General features: G+C 65.0%; 16 protein-coding genes. 5 read left to right on the top strand and 11 right to left on the bottom strand.

The genetic code is table 11. From position 1 onward, the window contains the following. The coding region (locus tag U873_RS0124480; protein WP_025130758.1) for a TonB-dependent siderophore receptor at positions 1 to 860 on the top strand (860 nt) is incomplete at its 5' end. A gap of 242 nt (positions 861 to 1,102) precedes the next feature. After that, a complete protein-coding gene (locus tag U873_RS0124475) occupies positions 1,103 to 3,634 on the top strand; it encodes a sulfite reductase flavoprotein subunit alpha (RefSeq protein WP_025130757.1) in 2,532 nt (843 codons plus the stop codon). A 329-nt stretch (positions 3,635 to 3,963) separates the two neighbouring features. On the opposite strand, the gene U873_RS0124470 is transcribed toward U873_RS0124475, so the two are convergent. The 5 genes from U873_RS0124470 to ptsP form a co-directional block, all read right to left on the bottom strand. Next, positions 3,964 to 5,505, bottom strand: coding sequence for an alkaline phosphatase (locus U873_RS0124470; RefSeq protein ID WP_025130756.1), 1,542 nt, complete (start codon positions 5,503 to 5,505; stop codon positions 3,964 to 3,966). A 104-nt stretch (positions 5,506 to 5,609) separates the two neighbouring features. Then, positions 5,610 to 5,903, bottom strand: coding sequence for a DUF6124 family protein (locus U873_RS0124465; protein WP_081818707.1), 294 nt, complete (start codon positions 5,901 to 5,903; stop codon positions 5,610 to 5,612). Positions 5,904 to 6,162: 259 nt separating this feature from the next. After that, positions 6,163 to 7,905, bottom strand: coding sequence for a PTS fructose-like transporter subunit IIB (locus U873_RS0124460; protein WP_025130755.1), 1,743 nt, complete (start codon positions 7,903 to 7,905; stop codon positions 6,163 to 6,165). Positions 7,906 to 7,916: 11 nt separating this feature from the next. Next, positions 7,917 to 8,858, bottom strand: a complete 942-nt coding sequence (gene pfkB, locus U873_RS0124455) for a 1-phosphofructokinase (protein WP_025130754.1) — start codon at positions 8,856 to 8,858, stop codon at positions 7,917 to 7,919. Beyond that, positions 8,858 to 11,719, bottom strand: a complete 2,862-nt coding sequence (gene ptsP, locus U873_RS0124450) for a phosphoenolpyruvate--protein phosphotransferase (protein WP_025130753.1) — start codon at positions 11,717 to 11,719, stop codon at positions 8,858 to 8,860. Before ptsP ends, pfkB begins: the two co-directional genes overlap by 1 nt. Before the next feature lie 297 nt (positions 11,720 to 12,016). Here ptsP and cra point away from each other — a divergent pair, with 297 nt between their 5' ends. Further along, on the top strand, positions 12,017 to 13,012 hold the full coding sequence (cra, locus tag U873_RS0124445) for a catabolite repressor/activator (RefSeq protein WP_025130752.1): 996 nt from the start codon (positions 12,017 to 12,019) through the stop codon (positions 13,010 to 13,012). 3 nt (positions 13,013 to 13,015) lie between these two features. Continuing rightward, positions 13,016 to 13,807, top strand: coding sequence for a TatD family hydrolase (locus tag U873_RS0124440; RefSeq protein ID WP_025130751.1), 792 nt, complete (start codon positions 13,016 to 13,018; stop codon positions 13,805 to 13,807). On the opposite strand, the gene U873_RS0124435 is transcribed toward U873_RS0124440, so the two are convergent. The 5 genes from U873_RS0124435 to U873_RS0124415 form a co-directional block, all read right to left on the bottom strand. Next, a complete protein-coding gene (locus U873_RS0124435; RefSeq protein ID WP_025130750.1) occupies positions 13,793 to 14,164 on the bottom strand; it encodes a hypothetical protein in 372 nt (123 codons plus the stop codon). The two genes, U873_RS0124440 and U873_RS0124435, sit on opposite strands and share 15 nt — an antisense overlap. 198 nt (positions 14,165 to 14,362) lie before the next feature. Next, a complete protein-coding gene (locus U873_RS37700) occupies positions 14,363 to 15,067 on the bottom strand; it encodes a methyl-accepting chemotaxis protein (protein ID WP_371261348.1) in 705 nt (234 codons plus the stop codon). Between the two features lie 1,609 nt (positions 15,068 to 16,676). Next, entirely contained in the window at positions 16,677 to 17,513 is an 837-nt protein-coding gene (gene ampE, locus U873_RS0124425) for a regulatory signaling modulator protein AmpE (RefSeq protein ID WP_025130748.1), read from the bottom strand. Continuing rightward, the gene (ampD, locus tag U873_RS0124420) at positions 17,510 to 18,070 is read right to left on the bottom strand and encodes a 1,6-anhydro-N-acetylmuramyl-L-alanine amidase AmpD (RefSeq protein ID WP_025130747.1); all 561 of its coding nucleotides are present in this window, start codon (positions 18,068 to 18,070) and stop codon (positions 17,510 to 17,512) included. Before ampD ends, ampE begins: the two co-directional genes overlap by 4 nt. Before the next feature lie 64 nt (positions 18,071 to 18,134). Next, positions 18,135 to 20,363 carry a DUF1631 domain-containing protein gene (locus tag U873_RS0124415; RefSeq protein ID WP_025130746.1) on the bottom strand — a complete coding sequence of 743 codons (2,229 nt, stop codon included), beginning with the start codon at positions 20,361 to 20,363 and terminating at the stop codon, positions 18,135 to 18,137. A 362-nt stretch (positions 20,364 to 20,725) separates the two neighbouring features. Here U873_RS0124415 and nadC point away from each other — a divergent pair, with 362 nt between their 5' ends. Beyond that, a complete protein-coding gene (nadC, locus tag U873_RS0124410) occupies positions 20,726 to 21,574 on the top strand; it encodes a carboxylating nicotinate-nucleotide diphosphorylase (protein ID WP_025130745.1) in 849 nt (282 codons plus the stop codon). Between the two features lie 71 nt (positions 21,575 to 21,645). Here the strand turns inward: nadC and U873_RS0124405 are convergent, their stop codons facing one another. Beyond that, positions 21,646 to 21,903, bottom strand: a complete 258-nt coding sequence (locus U873_RS0124405) for a DUF6388 family protein (protein WP_081818708.1) — start codon at positions 21,901 to 21,903, stop codon at positions 21,646 to 21,648. Between the last annotated feature and the right edge of the window lie 16 nt (positions 21,904 to 21,919).

Here is a 21,919-nt window from a genome sequence, read left to right as displayed (position 1 = left end):
TGCGCTACGACACCTTCGACACCGTGGCCAACACCAATGCCGTGCCGACTGCCACGGTCAAGGCCAGGAGCAAGCTCAAGGACAGCAGCCAGTTCTGGAACTGGCAGGCAGGCCTGGTGTGGAAGCCAATGGAGAACGGCAGCGTCTATGCCTCCTACGCGACCTCGGCCACTCCTGCCGGCGCTCTGGTGGGTGAAGGTGCGGAAGGCAATCCTTTGGCGGCCGGTGCCAGCACCAGCGATCTGCAGCCTGAAGAAACCGTCAACTACGAGCTGGGTACCAAGTGGAACGTGTTCAACGATCGCCTGGCGCTGACCGCTGCGGTATTCCGTACAGAGAAGAAGAACACCCGGGTTCTGGTTGATGCCATGACCTATCAGAATGCGGGCGAGTCCCGTGTCGATGGCCTGGAGTTGGGCGCCAGCGGCAAGATCACCGACAAATGGCAAGTCTTCGCCGGCTACAGCTACCTCAAGAGTGAGCTGGTGGACGCCGGCCTGACGGGGCGCAACGGGGCCATCACCGCAGGCGCTGCATCGGCCAGCGGCAATCAGATGCCGAACACACCGAAGAACTCCTTCAGCCTCTGGAGCACCTACGACATCACCTCGAAACTGACTGTGGGTGGTGGCGCCTTCTACGTCGACGAAGTGTACGGCGACACCGCCAACACGGTTTACGTGCCGTCCTACACCCGCTATGACGCCATGGCCAGCTACAAGCTGACCAAGAACGTCGACCTGCAGTTGAACGTGCAAAACCTGACCGACAAGACCTACTACGACAAGGCCTATGCGGCGCACTTCGCCAACCAGGCGGCCGGCCGTACCGCGCTGATGAGTGCCAACTTCCACTTCTGACGCCGGCCTGTGGCCGCCGGCAGGCTGCATTCACCCGGGCACCGGGGCAGGGTCTTGGCTTTGCCGAAGACTCTGCAAACCCGCCCCTGCGGATACAGCCCGTGCCCTCGGTAGCCGCTACAGCACCCAGCCCCACGCATCTGAATGCCTGGGGCTTTTGCATGTAAAAACGAATGCTTCTCGACAACACACGGCATAATGCGCGCCGTGTTTCACCTCTCTGGACGAACAAGGCGAGTGACGTGTTGAAGAAAACCCTGTTCCAGCTGCACTGGTTCTTCGGCATCAGCGCGGGGCTGATCCTGGCCCTGATGGGCATTACCGGCGCGACGGTCTCGTTTGAGGACGAGATCCTGCGTGCCCTCAACCCATCGGTGCTGCAAGTCCAGAAACTCCCCGCCGGGGCACTGCCACCTGCCGAACTGGTGGAGAAGATCCAGGCCGCCGAAGGCAAGACGGTGTCCATGCTCTGGGTGGAAACCGACAGCGGCAACGCTGCGCGGGTGTTCTTCACCCCAGCGCCGGGTGAGCGTCGCGGGCCGATGCGCTACTTCGACCCCTACACCGCGCAACTGCTGGGCGACGCCGTCGGCCAGGACTTCTTCGGCTTCATGCTGCAGTTGCACCGCTTCCTGGCCATCGGTGACACCGGCCGGCAGATCACCGGCGCCTGCACCCTGATTCTGATCTTCTTCTGCCTGTCCGGGCTGTACCTGCGCTGGCCGCGCCAGGTCGGCAACTGGCGGGTGTGGCTGACCCTGGACTGGGCCAAGAAAGGCCGCGGCTTCAACTGGGACCTGCACGCGGTGTTCGGCACCTGGTGCCTGCTGTTCTACCTGCTGTTCGCCCTCACCGGCCTGTACTGGTCCTACGATTGGTATCGCGAGGGCCTGACCAAGCTGCTCTCCGATGCGCCGCACAGCGAACGCCAGCGTGGCGGCCGCGGCGGCCCAGCGCCCAAGGGCCCGGCCCCGGTGGCGGACTACAACGCCCTGTGGAGCAGCCTCTACAGCGCCGCCGGCAAGGACCTCAATGCCTACAACGTGCGCATGCCGCCAGTGGCCGGGCAACCGGCGACCGTGTTCTATCTGCTCAAGACCTCGCCCCACGAGCGGGCCTTCAACCAGATCACCCTGGACCCCGTCACCGGGGCCATCAGCCGCCACGATCGCTACGCCGACAAGAGCTTCAAGTCGCAATTGCTCACCAGCGTCTACGCCCTGCACGTGGGTAGCTACTTCGGCCTGATCGGCCGCATCGTGCTGGCCCTCGCGTCCCTGAGCATGCCGCTGTTCTTCATCACCGGCTGGCTGCTGTACCTGGACCGGCGGCGCAAGAAGCGCCAGATCAAGCACGCCCGCCGGGGCCTGGAGGCTTCTGCCGAGAATGCGTCGGCATGGCTGATCGGGTTCGCCAGCCAGAGCGGTTTTGCCGAGCAACTGGCCTGGCAGACCGCCGGGCAATTGCAGGCCGCCGGGGTCGGCGCCAAGGTCCTGCCCCTGGGCAGCCTCAGCGAGCAGGACCTGCGCGACGCCCAGCGGGCGCTGTTCGTGGTCAGCACCTTCGGCGACGGCGAAGCCCCGGACAGTGCCCGGGCTTTCGAACGCAAACTGCTGGGCCGGGAACTGTCACTGCCTGGCTTGCAATACGCCGTGCTCGGTCTCGGCGACCGCCAGTACCCGCACTTCTGCGGCTTTGCCCGGCGCCTGCACGACTGGTTGTCGAGCCAGGGGGGCCACACCCTGTTCGCGCCCATCGAAGTGGACAGCGGCGACACCTACGCCCTGCGCCACTGGCAGCAGCAACTTGGCCAGCTCACCGGCCATGCACCGGTGGACCTGTGGCAGGCCCCGGCCTTCGACAACTGGACCCTGACCCAACGCACCCTGCTCAACCCTGAAAGCAGCGGCTCCGGGGTCTACCTGCTGCAACTGCAGGCCCCGAGCGCCAGCAGCTGGCTGGCGGGCGATCTGGTGGAAGTCATGCCACGCAACAGCCCCTGGGCGGTCGAGTACTTCCTCGATGGCCTGGGACTTTCCGGCGCTACCCAGGTGCAGCTCGAGGGCCTGGAAGAAAGCCTCGAACAGGCCCTGGGCAGCCGCCAACTGCCGGAGAACCGCGCCCACCTGGTGGGGCTGCACGCCCAGGCCCTGCTGGATGCCCTGGTGCCCCTGAACATGCGCGAATACTCCATCGCCTCGATCGCCGCCGACGGCTGCCTGGAGTTGCTGGTGCGCCAGGAGCGTCACCCCGACGGCAGCCTGGGCATCGGTTCCGGCTGGCTCACCGAGCACGCACCGCAAGGCGCTGCCATCAGCCTGCGGGTGCGGCGCAACAGCGGCTTCCACCTGCCGGCCGAGCCTTGCCCGCTGATCCTGCTGGGCAATGGCACCGGCCTCGCCGGCCTGCGCAGCCTGCTCAAGGCACGGATCGCCGACGACCAGCAACGCAACTGGCTGATCTTTGGCGAACGCAATGCCGAGCACGACTTCTACTTCAAGGATGAACTGCAAGAGTGGCTGACCCGAGGCGACCTGAGCCGCCTGGACCTGGCGTTCTCCCGGGACCAGGCGCAGAAGATCTACGTCCAGGACCGCTTGCGGGCCGCCGCCGATGAACTGCACAAGTGGCTGGCCGAGGGCGCATCGATCTACATCTGCGGCAGCCTGCAAGGCATGGCGTCAGGAGTGGACCAGGTGCTCAACGACCTCCTCGGTGCCGAGCAGGTGGAGCGCCTGATCGAACAGGGCCGCTACCGCCGCGACGTCTACTGACCAACTGAACGCCTCGCCGGCAAGCCGGCTCCTACACCGCTCGTATCACCCCCCGTAGGAGCTGGCTTGCCAGCGAAGGCGCCCGCCAGCACCGCGCAAAGCTCAGGGCCCTCTTCGCCGGCAAGCCGGCTCCTACACCGCTCATATCACACCCCGTAGGAGCTGGCTTGCCAGCGAAGGCGCCCGCCAGCACCGCGCAAGACTCAAGGCCCTCTTCGCCGGCAAGCCGGCTCCTACACCGCTCGTATCACACCCCGTAGGAGCTGGCTTGCCAGCGAAGGCGCCCGCCAGCACGGCGCAAGGCTCAAGGGCCTCTTCGCCGGCAAGGGTTACACCGGCTGCAGATTGTGCTCGTACACAGACACCCCATCCAGGTCCCGCAGGATCACCTTCAACTCGGCCGTCTGCCCATCGATCTGCACCTCACCGAAGAACTGGAAGCCGGCGAAGGGCGAGGCGTTCTGGGTTGGCGGCGCCTTCTGGAACACCACCTCGGGGCCGAAGGTCTTGTCCAGCGCATTGGGCCCGAAGCTCCCGGCATTCAAGGGGCCTGCGACAAACTCCCAGAACGGCTCGAAATCCTGAAACGCCGCCCGATCCGGGTGGTAATGGTGAGCGGCGCAGTAATGCACATCCGCCGTCAGCCACACATGGTTGCGCACCTGATGCTTGCGCAAATACGCCAGCAGCTCGGCAATCTCCAGCTCGCGCCCCTGGGCCGGACCTGGATCGCCGTTGGCAATGGCCTCCCAACGCGGCACGCCAGGGCTGACCTCACCGTCGGGTACACCCAGGCCAATGGGCATGTCGGCGGCCACCACCTTCCACTGGGCTGAAGAACCCTTGAGCTCACGCTTGAGCCAATCCAACTGTTCACGACCGAGGAAGGGTTTCTCGCCACCCAGGTTGTCATCGTTGGGTCCGCGATAGCTGCGCATATCGAGCACGAACACATCCAGCAACGGCCCATAACTGAGCTTGCGATAGATGCGCCCGCCACCATCGGCGCTCTGCCGGCGCATCGGCGAATACTCCAGCCACGCCTGGCGCGCACGGCCCACCAGGGTCTGGATGTCCTTGACCACGTAACGCTCGTCCAACTGCTTGCTCGGCGACCAGTTGTTGACCACCTCGTGGTCGTCCCACTGCCAGATCTGCGGCACCTGGGCATTGAAACGGCGCAGGTTCTCGTCCATCAGGTTGTAGCGGTAGTTGCCCCGGTATTCATCGAGGGTCTCGGCCACCTTGCTCTTGGCCTCGGTGGTGATATTGCGCCAGATGCGCCCGTCTTCCACGGTCAACTGCGCCTGCACCGGGCCGTCGGCGTAGATGGTGTCGCCGCTGTGGATGAAAAAGTCCGGCAGACGCAGGCGCATCGCCTCATAGATGCGCATCCCGCCGATATCAGGATTGATACCAAAGCCCTGGCCCACCGTGTCGCCGCTCCAGACAAAACGAATGTCCCGGCGTTGCGACGGCGCACTGCGCAAATGGCCGAACCAAGGCTCACTGGCCACACCGGACTGCGCATCCTCGAAGGTCACCCGATAGAAGATCGCCTGGTTGGCTGGCAACCCGGTCAACTCCACCCGCGCGGTGAAGTCGGTGCGGGCATCGGCCAGGGGCGACAGCAAGCGCCGGGGGTTGCTGAACACACTGCGGGTGTCCCACTCCACCACCATCCGCGCCGGACGGTCACTGCGACTCCAGATCATCGCCCGATCTCCCAGCAGATCCCCGGACTGCACCCCATCGGTGAGCTGCGGCCGATCCTTGACCGAAGCGATCACCGCCGGCGCCAGGCTCGGCATCAACAGCCCCGCCCCGGCGATTTGCATGATCCGACGACGGCCGAGGTTGAACTCGCTCATGGTGACTCCCTGACAATGGTCAAAAAGCCCACCTTAGACAGCGGGGATGAAGGGGGTGTGACAGGCCGCTGGCGAACTCGGTGGCGTAGTGGCCAGCTACTTGCTCAACCGGGAGCGTGACGATGACCGTCGAGCAAGGCATCCACCACGCCACGGGCCATTTCCACCGAATGCACCAGCGACCAGATCAGCCCGCGCTCGATGCCGCTGGCGTGTTCGGTGATCTCGTCGGACACCTCCTCGGCAGCTTTGAGCAGCATGGAAACGTGGAGCAAGGCTTTCTCGGCGCTGATGCCAGGGCGGACGGTGAAGGGCGAGTCGCTGCCCGCGGGGCCAGCGGCGGTGGGGTGCTGGCCCTCCTCCGTAGGAGTTGGCTTGCCAGCGAAGGCGTCGGCCAGAACGGCGCAAGGCTTAAGGGCCTATTCGCCGGCAAGCCGGCTCCTACAGGACTGCGGTACTGCCGCCTTCTCCGTAGGAGCTGGCTTGCCAGCGAAGGCGTCGGCCAGAACGGCGCAAGGCTTGAGGGCCTATTCGCCGGCAAGCCGGCTCCTACAGGGCTGCGGTGCTGCCCCCTGCTCCGTAGGAGCTGGCTTGCCAGCGAAGGCGTCGGCCAGAACAGCGCAAGGCTTGAGGGCCTCTTCGCCGGCAAGCCGGCTCCTACGAGGCGGCGGGTTGCAGGGCGAGTTCCGCCGTTTCAGGCCGTTTTACCAGTGCATACACCACGGCGGTCAGCAGGCTGCCGGCAATAATCGCCAGCAGGTACAGCAGCGCATGGTTGATGGCATTGGGGATCAGCATGACGAACAGGCCGCCGTGGGGCGCCATCAGTTTGCAGCCGAAGTACATCGACAAGGCGCCAGTCAGGGCGCCGCCGGCAATGCTCGCCGGGATCACCCGCAGTGGGTCTTTGGCAGCGAATGGGATCGCGCCTTCGGAGATAAAGCACAGGCCCAATACCAGGGCGGCCTTGCCGGCTTCGCGTTCGGTCTGGGCGAATTTGCGCCGGGCAATGAAGGTGGCGATGCCCAGGCCGATGGGCGGCACCATGCCAGCGGCCATGGTGGCGGCCATCGGTGCATAGCTCTGGGAGGCCAGCAGCCCCACCGAGAACGCGTAGGCGGCCTTGTTGATCGGCCCGCCCAGGTCGACGCACATCATCCCGCCCAGCAGTACCCCCAGGAGGATGGCGTTGGTGGTGCCCATACTGTCGAGGAAGTGGGTCAGGGCTTCGAGCATGCCCGCCACCGGCTTGCCCACCACGTAGATCATCACCAGCCCGGTGAACAGGCTGGCCAGCAGCGGGATGATCAGGATCGGTTTCAGTGCCTCCAGACTCTGTGGCAAGCGCGCATATTTGTTGATGGCCTTGGCCGCATAGCCCGCCAGGAAACCGGCGACGATGCCGCCGATAAAACCCGCGCCCAGGGTGCTGGCGAGCATGCCGCCAATCATCCCCGGCGCCAGCCCCGGACGGTCGGCGATGGAATAGGCGATGTAGCCGGCCAACAACGGCACCATCAGCTTGAAGGCGGTTTCGCCACCGATCTGCATCAGCGCCGCGGCCAGGGTGCCCTGCTCCTTGAACGCGGTGATGCCGAAGACGAAGGACAGGGCAATCATCAGGCCGCCCGCCACCACCATCGGCAGCATGAACGACACGCCGGTCAGCAGGTGCTTGTAGACCCCGGTCTTGTCCTGCTTGGCCGGGGGCTGGGCGCCGGTGGCGGTGGATTCCAGCTGACCCTCGGCCAGGGCCTTGTTCAGGGTCGCTTCCGACTGTTTCAGGGCCACGCCGGTGCCGCAGCGATAAATGCGCTTGCCGGCAAACCGCTCGGTGGGCACTTCAATGTCCGCCGCCAGCAGCACCACATCGGCCTCGGCAATGGCCTCGGGGCTCAGGGGATTGCGCGCCCCCACCGAGCCCTGGGTTTCCACTTGCAGGTCGTAGCCCAGGCGCTTGGCGGTTTGCTGCAAGGCCTCGGCGGCCATGAAGGTGTGGGCCACGCCGGTCGGGCAGGCGGTGATCGCCACCAGCCGCGGGGCGCGCTTGCCGGTCTCGACCACGGGCTCGGCACTGGCCTCGGCCGCGGCATATACCTGGGCTTCTTCGGCGCCGCGCCGTAGCACCGCATCGACATCCTGCAGGGCCTGGGACGGCGTGCTGCGATACACCCGCTTGCCGACAAAACGCGACAGATCCAGCGGCCCGGTGCTGACCACCAGCACCCACTCGGCAGCCTCGATGGTGGCCGCCGACAATTGCCGCTCAGGGTGCGCCGCATCATGCACTTCAACGCTGGTGCTCCAGCCCTGGTGCTGGGCCGCGGCGTCCAGCAGGCGGGCGCAGAGCACGCTGGTGACCATGCCGTTGGGGCAGGCGGTAACTATGGCTAACTTCATGGGCAACCCTCTTATTGTTCTATGAGGGGGTGCACGCGCACCCCCTGCTCCAGCCGGGCCAGTTGCGCCCTGTCGCTGATGCCGAAACCGATCTGGGTCACGGCCAGGGCGGCAATCGCCGTGGCGGTGCGCAGGGTCTGTTCGAAAGGCTGGGCACTGAGCAGGGCGTGGAGCATGCCCGCCAGCAACGAGTCGCCGGCGCCCACGGTGCTGACCACGCTGACCTTCGGCGGCAGGGCCTGCAGGGATGGCGCGGCGCTGAACCAGTTGACCCCCTCGGCGCCGTGAGACACCACCACGTGCTCCACGCCCTGGGCGTGCAACTGGCGCGCGGCTTCGGCCTGCCCGGCCACTGAAACCACCGGGCTGCCCTGGGCCTGCGCCAACTCTTCAGTGTTGGGTTTGACCAGCCAGGGGCCCGCCGCCAGGCCGGCACGCAAGGCGGCGCCGCTGGTGTCGAGGGCGACTTTCAGGCCCAAGGCTTTCAAGCGCAGCAGCAGGGCCTGGAACCATTCGGGGCTGACCCCACGCGGCAGGCTGCCGGCCACCACCACCGCGTCATGCCCGGGTGCGATCTGCTCCAGGCGCTCGAGCAGGGCCTGTTGCGCGGCGTCACTGACCTGGGGCCCGGGGCCGTTGATATCGGTAATGCGGCCGTCGCTTTCGGCCAGCTTGATATTGCTGCGGGTGTCGCCGGGCACGCGGATAAAAGCATCGACAAACCCGCGGCTGGCGAACAAGGCCTCGAACGCCTGGGGATTGTCGGCGCCGAGAAAACCGCTGACGGTCAGTTGATGGCCTAGGTCAGCCAGCACCTGGGCCACGTTCACGCCCTTACCGGCGGCGTGGCTGTGCATGGCCTCGCTGCGGTTGACCTGCCCCACTTCCAGATGGGCCAGCGGGACGGTGAGGTCCAGGGCCGGATTGAGGGTCAGGGTGAGAATCTTCGCCATTACATGGCCTCCACTAGGGCACGCACTTCGTGAGCGCTGCCGACGGCCAGGGCCTGTTGAGCCAGGGTCTGGGCCTGGCCCAGGCTGAGTTCGCGGATCCGCGCCTTGACCTCGGCAATGCTGCGGCCGGAGACGCTCAGTTCATCCACCCCCAGGCCCACCAGCACCGGCACCGCCAGCGGGTCGGCCGCCAGCTCGCCGCACACGCCGACCCATTTGCCATGGGCATGGGCGGCGCGCACGGTGATGTCGATCAGTTGCAGCACCGCCGGGTGCAGGCCGTCGGCCTGGGCAGAAAGGGTCGGGTGGCCACGGTCGATGGCCAGGGTGTATTGGGTCAGGTCGTTGGTGCCAACGCTGAAGAAGTCCACTTCCTTGGCCAGCACCGGCGCCAGCAGGGCGGCGGACGGCACTTCGATCATGATCCCCAGCTGCAGGTCGGCCACGGGGATTTCCCGGCGCAGGCGCTCGGTCATGTCCCGGGCCTGGCGCCACTCTTCGACGCTGCCGACCATGGGGAACATGATGCGCAGCGGGCGGTTGTCCGCCGAGCGCAACAGGGCACGCAACTGCGCTTCCATGATCAGCGGCCGTTGCAGGGTCAGGCGGATGCCGCGCACGCCGAGGAAGGGGTTTTCCTCCTTGGCGATCGGCCAGTAAGGCAGCGGTTTGTCGCCGCCCACATCCAGGGTGCGCACCACCAGCGGACGCCCGGCGAGGCCGTCGAGCACACGGCGGTATTCGGCTTCCTGGGTGGCTTCGTCCGGCGCCTGGGGATGGGCCATGAAAATCAGTTCGGTGCGCAGCAGGCCGATGCCTTCGGCGCCGTTTTCCACGGCGGCGACGACGCCGGCGCTTTCGCCGATATTGGCAAACACCTCGACCCCGTGGCCATCCGTGGTGCGGGCCGGTTGATGGCGCCGCTCGGCGGCGGCCTTGAGGCGTTGTTCGCGGCTGTCGCGCTCTTGCGTGGCGCGCTGCAGGGTCGCCAGGTCAGCGTCGACGTGCAGGCGGCCACGCTGGCCATCCAGCAGCAGCGGTGTGCCGGGCTGGATCAGCAGCACCGAGGCGCCGGCGCCCACCAGGGCCGGAATGCCCAGGACCCGGGCTACGATAGCGCTGTGGGCGGTGGCACCGCCGCGAGCGGTGAGAATCCCGGCCACGCGGTGCGGGTCCAGGCGCGCCACATCCGAAGGGCCGACTTCGTCCATTACCAGGATGTAGGGCTGCTCCGGTTCAGCCGGGGTTTCGACGCCACAGAGTTGGGCCAGCAGCCGACGGCCGATGTCCCGCAGGTCGGCGGCGCGCTCGGCGAGCAAGGCGTCCTGCAGGGCTTCCTGTTGTTTGGCCGCGGCCTCGATCACGGTCATCCAGGCCGCTTCGGCGCTTTCGCCCTGCTTGAGGCGGGTGTCGACTTCGTCGCTCAGCTCGGGGTCGTCGAGCATTTCCTGGTGGGTGATGAAGATCTCGCGGATGGCCTTGGCCTGGCTGCGCTGGATCAGCCCCTGGATGTCCTCGCGCACCTCGGCCAGGGCCTGCTGCAAGCGCTGGCGCTCGATGGCGGTGGACTCGCCGCGCAGTGGGTAATCGATGGTTTGCTGAACCTGGACATGGGCCGGGCCGATGGCGATGCCGGGGGCAGCGGCGATGGCCTGGATCAGGCTGCCGGAAGCCGGGGCGCTGATCGGCTCGACGACGGCTTGCAGCTCCTCCCGAGGGGCACTGACAGCCGGCAAGGGCTCGACTTCCTCGCCCAGGCCTTCCTCGATAGCGGCCAGCAACGCGGGCAAAGCGTCGGCGGCGATGCTCGGTTCAGCGATCAGCTCCAGCACCTGACCGCGCCGGGCACCGAGGCTCAGCAGCTTGCTCAGGCTTTTTACCGAAACCGCAGACTCCTTGCCCTCGGCGAGGCGAATGCGGATCTCACCGTCAAATTGCTTCGCCAACTGCGCCAGTACCTTGGCCGGCCGGGCATGCAGGCCGTGGGCGTTGGCCAGGGCGATGCGCGCGCTGGGCCAGTCCGCCGGCGCTTCACCACCGAGCACTTGCAGCACCGCGCGGCTGCTGGTGGCGCGACCCAGTTCATGGCCACGGCCTTCGATCAGCAGTGCGCACAGCCGCTCCAGCAGGGCCTGGTGGGCTTCCCCCAGGCTGGCCAGGCAGAACAGCCCGTTCAGCGGCTGGCCCAGGTAACGCAAGGGTTTGTCCGGGGTGACGAAGGCCAGCCCGGGGCGCAGCACGGTCTGCTCACTGTGCAGCCACCACAGGCCATCCCCCAGGGGCAGGGCCTCCACCTGTTGCAGCACCGCGGCAAAACCGTTGCTCACGCATTCGGCCTGGCGCAACAGGCGCGCACCGCGCCATACCAGCTCTTCGAAATCTTCCGCGGCCACCCCGAGGCTGATCATCTGGGCATCCAGCGCCAGTTCCTGGGGCGCCCCCTGCAGCAGTTTCAACAAGGCCTCGGGAGAGCTGGCGCGACGCAGGGCCTGACCCAGGTCGGTCTCGCCCAGGGCCCGGGTCAGCAATTGCAGGAGGCGCAGGTGCTCGTCGGACTTGGCGGCAATGCCAATGGCCAGGTAGACGATCTGGCCGTCACCCCAATCCACGCCGTCCGGGAACTGCAGCAGGCGCACACCAGTGGCGAACACTTGGTCGCGGGTTTCCGGGGTGCCATGGGGGATGGCAATACCTTGCCCGAGAAAGGTCGAGCCCTGGGCTTCGCGAGCCTGGAGGCCGGCCAGGTAACCCTCGGCCACCAGGCCGTCCGCCACCAGCCTGTCGGCCAGCAAATGCAGCGCCGCAGATTTGTCCACAGCCGATTGGCCCATGGATATCTGCTCTACAGTGAGCTCGAGCATGCGTTCTCCTATTTAGCGCGGGGCGGCGCTAGGTATTGTTTTAAATAGTCAGCCTAGGCGTCTTAAACGCCACAAACGGGACCCAATGCCCGGCAGGGGCAGATCGGCGCTTGTCTTCAAGTCCAGAAAATACGCCTGCTGAAACGTTTAATCTAGAATGTTTGGCACGTTACTCGATAATCTTCCATCCTTGAAGCCCTTCCGGTCGTTTGCAGATTCCGACAATGGTCGCCTGCCCAGATCGGGTAGGATTGGCGAAAATGTCGGGGCAAGCATCAATAACAAGGAAATCCCGGGTTGAAACTCAGTGATATCGCTCGCCTGGCCGGTGTGTCCGTCACCACCGCCAGTTACGTCATCAACGGCAAGGCCGAACAACAACGCATCAGCAACGCCACCGTGGAACGGGTGCGGGCGGTGGTCGAGGAGCATGGCTTCACGCCCAATCCCCAGGCCGCCGGCTTGCGCAGCCGGCACACCCGTACCCTGGGCTTCATTCTCCCTGACCTGGAGAACCCCAGCTACGCGCGCATCGCCAAACTGCTGGAACAAGGCGCCCGGGCCCGGGGATATCAGTTGCTGATCGCCAGCTCCGACGACGCCCCGGACAGCGAGCGACAATTGCTCCAGCTGTTCCGTGCCCGGCGCTGCGATGCGTTGTTCGTCGCCAGTTGCCTGCCAGCCGAAGATGACAGCTATCGACAGCTGCAGGCACAGGGGCTGCCGATCATCGCCATCGACCGGGTGATGCCGCCCGAGCTGTTCTGCTCGGTAATCAGCGATGACCTGCAGGCCAGCCTGCATCTGACCCAGAGCCTGCTGCAACCGCAGCCCAGGCAGATCGCGCTGATTGGCGCCCGCCCGGAACTGAGCATCAGCCAGGAACGGGCCGCGGGGTTCCGCCAGGCCTTGCAAGGTTTCAGCGGGGATGTGCTGATCGAACAGGGTGAGGCCTTCAGCCGCGACTGCGGCCGGCAACTCATGGAAGAGTTGCTGCAGCGCCTGGGCCATCTGCCGGACGCCCTGGTGACCACCTCCTATGTGCTGCTGCAAGGGGTGTTCGACGCGCTCCACGACTTCCCGCTGAAGTCCCGGCCACTGCGCCTGGGCACCTTTGGCGATACCCAGTTGCTGGATTTCCTGCCGCTGCCGGTCAACGCCATGGCCCAGCAGCATCAACTGATCGCCGAAAAGGCCCTGCAACTGGCCCTGGCGGCCATTGAAGAGTCCCATTACCAGCCTGGCGTGCAGGCCATTCCTCGGACCTTCAAACAGCGCATCCAGCAGGGCTGAGCCGTGGAGCTGATCGACACTCACACCCATCTGGATTTTGCGGAATTCGATGCCGACCGCGAGGCGCTGCTGAGTGATAGCCGCGCCCGCGGGGTCAAGCGAATGGTAGTGCTGGGGGTCTATGAGGCCAATTGGCAGCGGGTCTGGGACCTGGTGCAGAGCGATGCGCAGTTGTACGCAGCCTTTGGCCTGCACCCGGTCTACCTCGACGATCATCAGCCTGCCGATCTCAAGGTATTGGGCGACTGGCTGACGCGGCTGGCCGGCCATCCACAGCTCTGTGCAGTGGGCGAGATCGGCCTGGACTATTTTCTCGAGCACCTGGACCGCCCGCGCCAGCAAGCGCTGTTTGAAGCCCAATTGCAGCTGGCAGTGGATTTCCAGTTGCCCGCCCTGCTCCATGTACGACGCAGCCACGCGGCGGTGATCGCCACCTTGAAGCGCTTCAAGCCCCAGCGTGGAGGCATCATCCATGCCTTCGCCGGCAGCCGCGAGGAGGCCCGGGAGTACCTCAAGCTGGGGTTCAAGCTGGGCCTGGGCGGGGCTGCCACCTGGCCTCAGGCCCTGCGGCTGCGCAAGGTGCTTGCCGACCTGCCCCTGGAATCCCTGGTGCTGGAAACCGACTCGCCGGACATGGCGCCTGCCATGTTCCCCAACCAGCGCAACAGCCCCCAGCACCTGCCGGCGATTTGCGCCGCCCTGGCCGAAATCATCGGTATCGCTCCCGAGCAACTGGCCAGCGCCAGTACCCGCAACGCCTGCGAGCTGTTCGGCTGGTCGTCAGGCGACCTGTAGCAGCAACGGCCGACGCAGCCGGCGGCGGGCAATCCCCATGACCAGCAAGTAGCTCGCCAGCATCAGTGCCGAAATGCTCAATTGCTGGGCCAGGCTCACCAACCCGACCCACTCCAGCACCAGGGTCACCAACAGCACCGTGGCACACAGCACGATCATCGTCGCACGCACGGTGGCGAGCGACCCCAGGGCCTTGAAGCGCCTGATCTGCTCCGGGCAGCTGAGCTTCAGGGGGCGCTGGCAATGCTTGCAGTTGAAGTGTTCCTGCATGGCCATGGCATTGAGTTGCCAGGGTTCGAGGTCCAGAAGGGTCTGGCAATGGGCGCAGCGGCCCTGGACTCCAGAGGTGACAGTCATCAGCAAATTTCCTCGGGGCCATGCTGGGGCATGGCCGACGGGTCGAACAGCCTCCGGGATTAACCGGGCTGCAAAAACAGACGCGCAGGAAAACAGGAAACTCGCTGTAAACAAAGCACTTATTGACTACCGATTGTGTGCAAGACAACGCAGCCCCCGATGGGTCAGGGGCTTTGCCGACCTGCCGTCCTGGCTTGATCAGACCCGGAAGGCACCGATCAATTGCTTGAGCTGCACCACCTGGGCCGACAGTTGGCGGCTGGCATCCTCGGTCTGGTGCGCGCCCTCGGCAGTGCGTTCACCGGCCCGGTTGATCTCGACGATGTTCTGGTCGATATCGTGGGCCACCGCGGTCTGCTGCTCCACCGCCGCGGCAATCTGCTGGTTCTGGTCGACGATCATGCCGACGGCGCCAAGGATGTTTTCCAGGGCCTGCTGGACCTTTTCCGACTGCCCAACCGTGCCATTGGCCATGGCGTGGCTGCTACCCATGGCCTTGACCGCCGCGCTGACGCCGCCGTGGAGCTTACCGATCATCTGCTCGATTTCCTCGGTGGACTGCTGAGTGCGCTTGGCCAGGGTCCGCACCTCATCGGCCACCACCGCAAAGCCCCGCCCCTGCTCCCCGGCCCGGGCCGCCTCAATGGCGGCGTTGAGCGCCAGCAAGTTGGTTTGCTCGGCGATGCTCTTGATCACCTCCAGCACCCGGCTGATGGACTGGCTGTCATCGGCCAACTGGTTGATCACCAGCACCGACTGGTCGATCTCGCTGGCCAGCCGGGCGATGCTGCCCTGCTGGGACTCCACCAGCCCGCGGCCGCTGATGGTCTCATCATTGACGCTGTGGGCACTGCTGACCGCTGCGGCAGCACTGCGGGCCACTTCCTGGGAGGTGGCGGACATCTGGTTCATCGCCGTGGCCACCTGCTCGATCTGGCTGCGCTGGCCGGCCACCGCCTGGTTGCTCTGGGCCGAGACGTTTTCCACCTGCCCGGCCTGGCGCTCGACTTCGCTGACGGTCTGGCCGACTCGCTCGATCAGGTCGTGGATCTTCAGCACCGTGCCATTGAACACGCTCCCCAGCTCACCCAACTCATCACGGCTGTGGGCGGTGAAGGTGACGGTCATGTCCCCCGCCGCGACCTTGTCCATCATCGCGCCGAGACGGCGCAGGGTGGTGCGGGTCGAGGCGTAGAAACCGCCATACAGGTAGACGATCGACAAGAACACCAGGGCCAGGGCCGCCACCAGCAGCACCATGTGCCGGCGGTTCTGCTCCAGGCGCGTTTGCAACTCGACATCGAGAAACTTCAAGGTGGCTTCGTTGAGCTGGTAGGTTTGCGCCATCAGGCCGCTGACCTGGTCGTAGAACCCTTGCCAGGGGGCGTCCAGGGTGTCGGCCATCACCACCTGCTCCTCGAACAGTTCACTGGCCTGCTTGAGGCTGCCCTTGCTGCTGACGGCCTGGCCGTCCAGGGCGTCGTGGGCTGCACGGCTGGAGCCCAGGGCATCCTGGAGCTTGAGTCCGTATTCGGCCTGCAGCTTTTCGATCTGCACCAGCAGTTCGTCAAAGCGGGTGCTGGAGGATGAGTTAAGAAATCCCTGACCCAGGGAGTAGGCGCCCATGGCCCGGCCTTCGCCCAGGGTCTGGGTGACCTGCGGAGTGACGCTGGTGATCAACTCGCTGAGCTGGCGGATATCACCCTGGCCATCGCGGCTCAGGCCCGACTGGCTGGCGATGATCTGGCTGAACAATTGGGCGCTGCCCAGCAGCTTGCCGATCAGCCCGCTCTTGTTCAGCAGCGAGCTTTCCACCTGCTGGATCTTGAAGGCGGCGATCAACTCATCGCGCTTGGCGTTGAACGCTTCCACCTGTTGGGGATCCACGGTCACCGCCTGCATGGCCTGCAAGCGCTCCAGCACCGACGCTTCCAGGGCGACGATCTTGCCTTCCAGGTCCCCGGCCTTGCCGGACTGGCCGAGGCTGGCGTTGATCTGCACCAGGTTGTTGAGGGTCTCCAGGTCCCGGCGCAAGGCCAGGCTGCTACCCAGCAGGTCGAGGCTCTGCAGCTCGACCCGGGTGCCCTGGAACTCGCGATAGGAGTCGCGTACCAGATAGAAGTTGGTCACCAGCATGGGTAGAAAGAACAGCACGCTGATCAGGCTGAACTTCATGCCGAAGCTCAGGCGGTTCATCAGCGCGACAGCGGGATAGAGCAAGCTCTTCACAAAGAAGTCTCCCTTTTCTTTATTGTTATTGGCAGGCAGACGAAGGCAGCACAAAGCCACTATTCGGCGCTTCGTCTGTATAGCTCAATTTTGGGGGAGGCTTTGTAACTTAAAGTTAACCGCTAAAGAGCGCCCCGCAGAGGCGCTTCTTCAGTGGATGGCACAAGACCCATGTGGCGAGGGCGCTTGCCCCCGTTCGGCGACGCCGCCATCGCAACTCCTGCGCCGGGCTGTCGAGTTGGGGCCGCTGGGCAGCCCCGAGGGAGCAGGTTTGGTTGTCGCCTCAGGCCAGAACGGTCCACAGGGCAAACCCGGCATACCAGAGCACTGCGGCTCGCAAAAGCAATTCCCAGATGCGATCCAGGCTGTTGATGCCTTCGGGCCCCGCCACCGGCGGCGGAATCTCACCGGCCACCCGCCCGACCTTTTCCACCAGTTGCGCCGCACTGATGTGCCAGTTGAGCAGCTCATGGAGCATCACCCGGCTGACCGCCACGAAGTTACCCACCAGGGCGAAGCTTGCCGCCAGCAGGCGTACCGGCAGCCAGTCGAAGGCGTGACGCAGTTGCGCGGCACGTTCCACCAGGGCCGGCTGCTTGCTGTGTTCGGCAGCCAGGGCCAGCAGGCGATAGCTCAGGGCCGCCACCGGCCCCAGCAGGAAGTACCAGAAGATCACCGCAAAGAAGCTCTGGTAGGCCTGCCACAGCAAGTGGTTCTGGACGCCTTCCAGCAACTGCTCGCCGCTGTCGGCGCAGATGTCCAGGTCACGCTTGGCGACATGGGCCGCGGCTTGCAGATCCTCGCGCCGCCAGGCATCGCGAAACGGCCCCAGGCCGCCCAGCAGGTCGCCCCGGCCCAGGGCATAGATCACCACCAAAAGGTGCACCGGCCAGGCCAGCAAGCCATAGGCCAGCGGCTCCAGCAGCAACAGCAGCCCTCCCAGCAAGGCCACTGGCAGCAACACCAGCAGCATCAGCACCCACCAGGGGTGGCCAGCCATGCGCGGGTTCGACTCCAGGCGTGCCAGTTGCCCCAGCCAGGCACCGTCGCGCTGTACCCGCTGGCGCAAGGCCGAGAACTTCTCGATCCACACCGCCAGCAGCAACACCAGAAAACTCATTGTCCTTCCCCCTTCTCCAAGGCGGCACGATAGCGTGCCCAGTCGAAAGCCTGGCCCGGGTCGGTCTTGCGCCCGGGTGCGATGTCGCTGTGACCACAAATCCGTTGTGGCGTGATGGCGCAGAAAACCGCCTGCAATTGCTCGGTCAAGGCACTCAAGGATCGATACTGGGCGTCGGTGAAGGGCAACTCGTCGGTGCCTTCCAGTTCGATCCCCAGGGAAAAGTCATTGCAGGTCTCGCGCCCCTCGAAGCTCGATACCCCGGCATGCCAGGCCCGATCCAGACAGGAGACAAACTGGGTGACCGCACCGTCACGCTCGATCAGGAAATGCGCGGACACGCGCAAGTCGGCGATCCCGGCAAAATAGGGATGCTCGGTGACATCAAGGCGATTCTGGAAGAATTCCTGCACCTTGCCGGTGCCGAACTGCCCCGGCGGCAGGCTGATGTTATGGATCACCAGCAGCGAGATCTCGTGTGCCGGGCGTTGATTGAAATTGGGTGACGGGCAGTGCCGTACGCCATGACACCACCCCGTGGCAGGGTCCAGCCGCATACCGATTCCTTCAACTGAAAGCCTTGAGTGACCCAGTATGCCGCGTTACCCCCTCAGGTTGCGATCACTTGCCGTGATTGAGCCGTTGCAGGTTGCCGATCACCGACTCCAGAGCCCGGTCGAACAGCAATCGATCGTCCAGGGCACGCACGGCGCCGCGGTGAAACTCCAGGGCCAGCCCCATCCGCGTGCGTTCCAGCACCTTCATCCCGGTACGGTTGACGAACACGTACTTGGCCACCGGATGGGCAACGATCGCCGCCAGCTTGCAGCGCAGGGTGTTGTCTTCGTCTTCCTGGAACTCGACCCAGGCGCCCAATCGCAACTGATCGACCAGCAGCACACTGGGGTCGTTCGCCGGCAGGGCCAGGGGCGCCGCCTCCAGCGGCCCTTCTTCGGCAGATGACAGGACGATCTCCTGGGCCACCACGATCATCTCTGCGCGCTCGGCCGCCAGGGCCACCACGCGCTGCTGCGGAGCCAGGGCCTCGTGCTCGAACGCCTGCAGGTGCAGGGCCTCCAGCTGGCTGAAAAACTCGCTGGTGGCGAAGGGGTCGAAGGCCGCGCTGCTCAGGCCCTCACGCAGGCCCTTGAGCAGCCCCGGCACCAGTGCCAGCAAGCGCATGGCGGTGTCCGGCTGCTCGTGGCGCTGCACGCTCCAGATCAATTGGGCCATGGTCTGCTCGGCGGTCTGCCATTCGACGGACTGGTCACCGTGCTTGAGGCAACTAAGCAGCAGGACCTGGCTCCAGGCATCGCGGACAAAGTCCACCACCTTCTGCGGCAGCACTTTGCCCAACAGTGCGTCGTTCAATGCCTGTTCCACCCGGCGCCGGGCCAGCTCGGCCTTGGCCCGGCCCTCCTCGGCATCACGGGTGCGCTGTTCCAACAGCTCGGCCCGGCGCCGCTCGTCGGCAGTGAAGGCGAGAAAGTCGGCCAACAGCTCGGAAAAGATCGCCGGATCGTCGCTGAACTCGCTCAGCAGACGCTGCACCACCTGTTCAATGCGCAGATACAGGCTGTCGCGCTGGTGGTCGTCGCAGCCGCCCCAGCCCAGGGCTGCGGCGGCGATTTCATTGAGCAGGCGCCGGGCTGGATGGTTGCTGCGGCTGAAGAAGCTCTTGTCCAGCACCGCCACCTTGAGCATGGGAATCTGCAGGCGCCCGATCAGCGCCTTGAGGGAGTCCGGCAGGTTGCGGTCATCGAGGATGCACTCGAAGAGCATGGCGATCAGGTTGATCACGTCCTCGTCGGCCACCCCTACCACCCGGGACTTGCCGCTCTTGACGCTGACCCGGGTCAGCAGCTGTTCGAGCTGGTTGCGCAGGTCGAAATCGTCCTGGGCGCTGGGTGCCGGCACATATTGCTGCAAGTGCGACAGCAGGCGCATCAGGTCGCGGGTCGAGATCGGCTGGGTTTCGGCACTGGCTTCCAGGGTCGGCGCCACACTGCCGCGCACGTGCAGGAGCAAGGTCTGCAGGGCCGCGAACACTTCCTGCACGCTCTCATCGAGCGGGTACTGGCCGGGCTTGGCCGAGCCCCCCTCGGCTGGCGCTGCCTGCGCATCAGCCGGGGGCCGGTCCGTAGCCCGTCGCGCCGGTGCCGGCATCAGCTCCGGCAGGATCCCGGTAGCGATCAGCAACTGGTTGGCTTCGGCATACAACTGCTCGGCTTCGCGGAGCACATAGCGCTCAAAGAGCTTGAGGATGATCAGCTTGACCTTGATCTCGACCCCCAGGCTGCGCCCGGCCTGGAGAAAGTACCCACACAACAGCGCTGGCCCCAAGGGGTTCTCCGCATCCAGCAGGCGCCTGCCCAACAAGGCCGCCAGGCGCGCGGTCAATTGCCCCAGGACGAAGCCGTCACGGTTGAGCACCTTGGCCACCATGGCATCCACCGCCACGGTCTTTTCCAGGTCGTCACTGGACGGATCAAGGGAGGGGTCGTACGCGACGGCATGGGGTATGACCAGGGCCGGGTCGTACTGGACCAGGCTGGCAAAAGCCTGGAAGTAGGCTTCCATGAAGCCGCGCTCGATGCTCTTGCGCTTCAGGCGCAGGTCGCGCATGGCTTCGAACAAGGTGTTCTGCTCGACGTTGTTCTGTGCCCGGTCGGCCATTTCGAACAGAGTGTCGTCGGCGTTATCGAACAGCTCCTGCAAGCCGTGGCGCAATTGCTGGGCCGCCTTGTCACGAACCTGAAGCAGAATCACAGGCAGGCGGGCTAGCGGCGACGCGGTCGCCTGATCTGTAGCGGCCTTGTGCAAAGGCACTACATTCCCGTCGTTGTGCATCCAAGCCTCCTGGAAAGGTGTTTCTTCGGTTCGGTATCAAGGTTCAGTCAAGCCGGCGACGCTCACAGTCGGCTCTCAGCGGAGGCAGATGCACGCCACTGCACTTCATTCAAGGGGGGCCAAAGATACGTCAAAGCTATGACGTCAATTACAAGGCATATTATCTTGTAAAAGCCCCCTCTTGCGCCAGCAGACTCTGTCGCCCCTCCTGAAATAACCCTGAACAAATAAAGAAAAGTCTTTGCATCCCATCAGACAAAACGACAAAGGACAGGTTCGCCCAGATCTCCCAGGCATTTGCCACCTTGGGTTCGCCGATCCCATGGCCCTATAATCGGCGCACCTTGTTTGTGGAGCCCGTTATGCCGAATCTACGCCTCGCCGACCTGACCGCCGAAATCGAAGCCAACGTACGCCGTGCGTTGCTCGAAGACATCGGCAGCGGCGACATCACTGCGCAATTGATCCCGGCCGAACGTCTGGCCAAAGCCACCATCATTACTCGCGAAGCTGCAGTGATCAGCGGTACCGCCTGGGTCGACGCGGTATTCCGCCAGTTGGATCCCCGGGTCGCGGTGCACTGGCAGGTGGCCGACGCAGAGCGGGTAGCGCCCAACCAGGTGCTGTTCCACCTCGAAGGCCCGGCTCGCTCGCTGCTCACCGGCGAACGCAGCGCCTTGAACTTCCTGCAGCTGCTGTCCGGCGTGGCCACCCGCGCCCGTTACCTGGCCGACTTTGTCGCCGATACCCAGGTCAAGCTGCTCGATACCCGCAAGACACTGCCCGGCCTGCGCCTGGCCCAGAAGTACGCCGTCACCTGCGGTGGCTGCCACAATCACCGGATCGGCCTGTATGACGCCTTCCTGATCAAGGAAAACCATATCGCCGCCTGTGGCGGCATCGCCCAGGCCGTCAGCGCCGCCCACAAGATCGCCCCGGGCAAGCCCGTGGAAGTGGAAGTGGAAAGTCTTGCGGAATTGAAAGAGGCCCTGGCTGCCGGGGCCGACATCATCATGCTCGACGAATTGAGCCTGGATGACATGCGCGAAGCCGTGCGCCTGAATGCCGGCAAGGCCAAGCTCGAAGCCAGTGGCGGGATCAACGAAAGCACCTTGCGTCCGATCGCCGAAACCGGGGTGGACTACATCTCCATTGGCGCCATGACCAAGGACGTCAAGGCTCTCGACCTGTCGATGCGCCTGAGCATCTGAAAACAGCGGCAGGCCTAAAACCGCAAGCTTCAAGTGTCATGCAGCTTGAAGCTTGCGCCTTGTAACTGCCCTCAACCTTCGATTTCGTTGAGCTGCAGATAATCCTCAAGGTCCATGCCCAGCGCTTCAGCGACCTCCTGATGCACCTCCAGGCGCATGGCCTTCAGTTCTTCCGGTGTCTCGGCCACCAGATCGAGCACCAACTCCCACGGCTCGATGCCGCGGGACTCCGCCTCGTCCTCGAACGCCCATTGCGCCTGCTGCTTCTGCTCTTCCGGGCTCAGGGCGCTGATTTCTTCTTGCAAGGAAGGCGTGGCAGCCAGGTGAATCGCCCCGGATTCTCTA

This window comes from Pseudomonas sp. PH1b, assembly GCF_000633395.1.
GTDB lineage: Bacteria > Pseudomonadota > Gammaproteobacteria > Pseudomonadales > Pseudomonadaceae > Aquipseudomonas.
The sequence above is the reverse complement of the archived record's forward strand: the minus strand, read 5'-3'. Positions and strand labels throughout refer to the sequence as shown.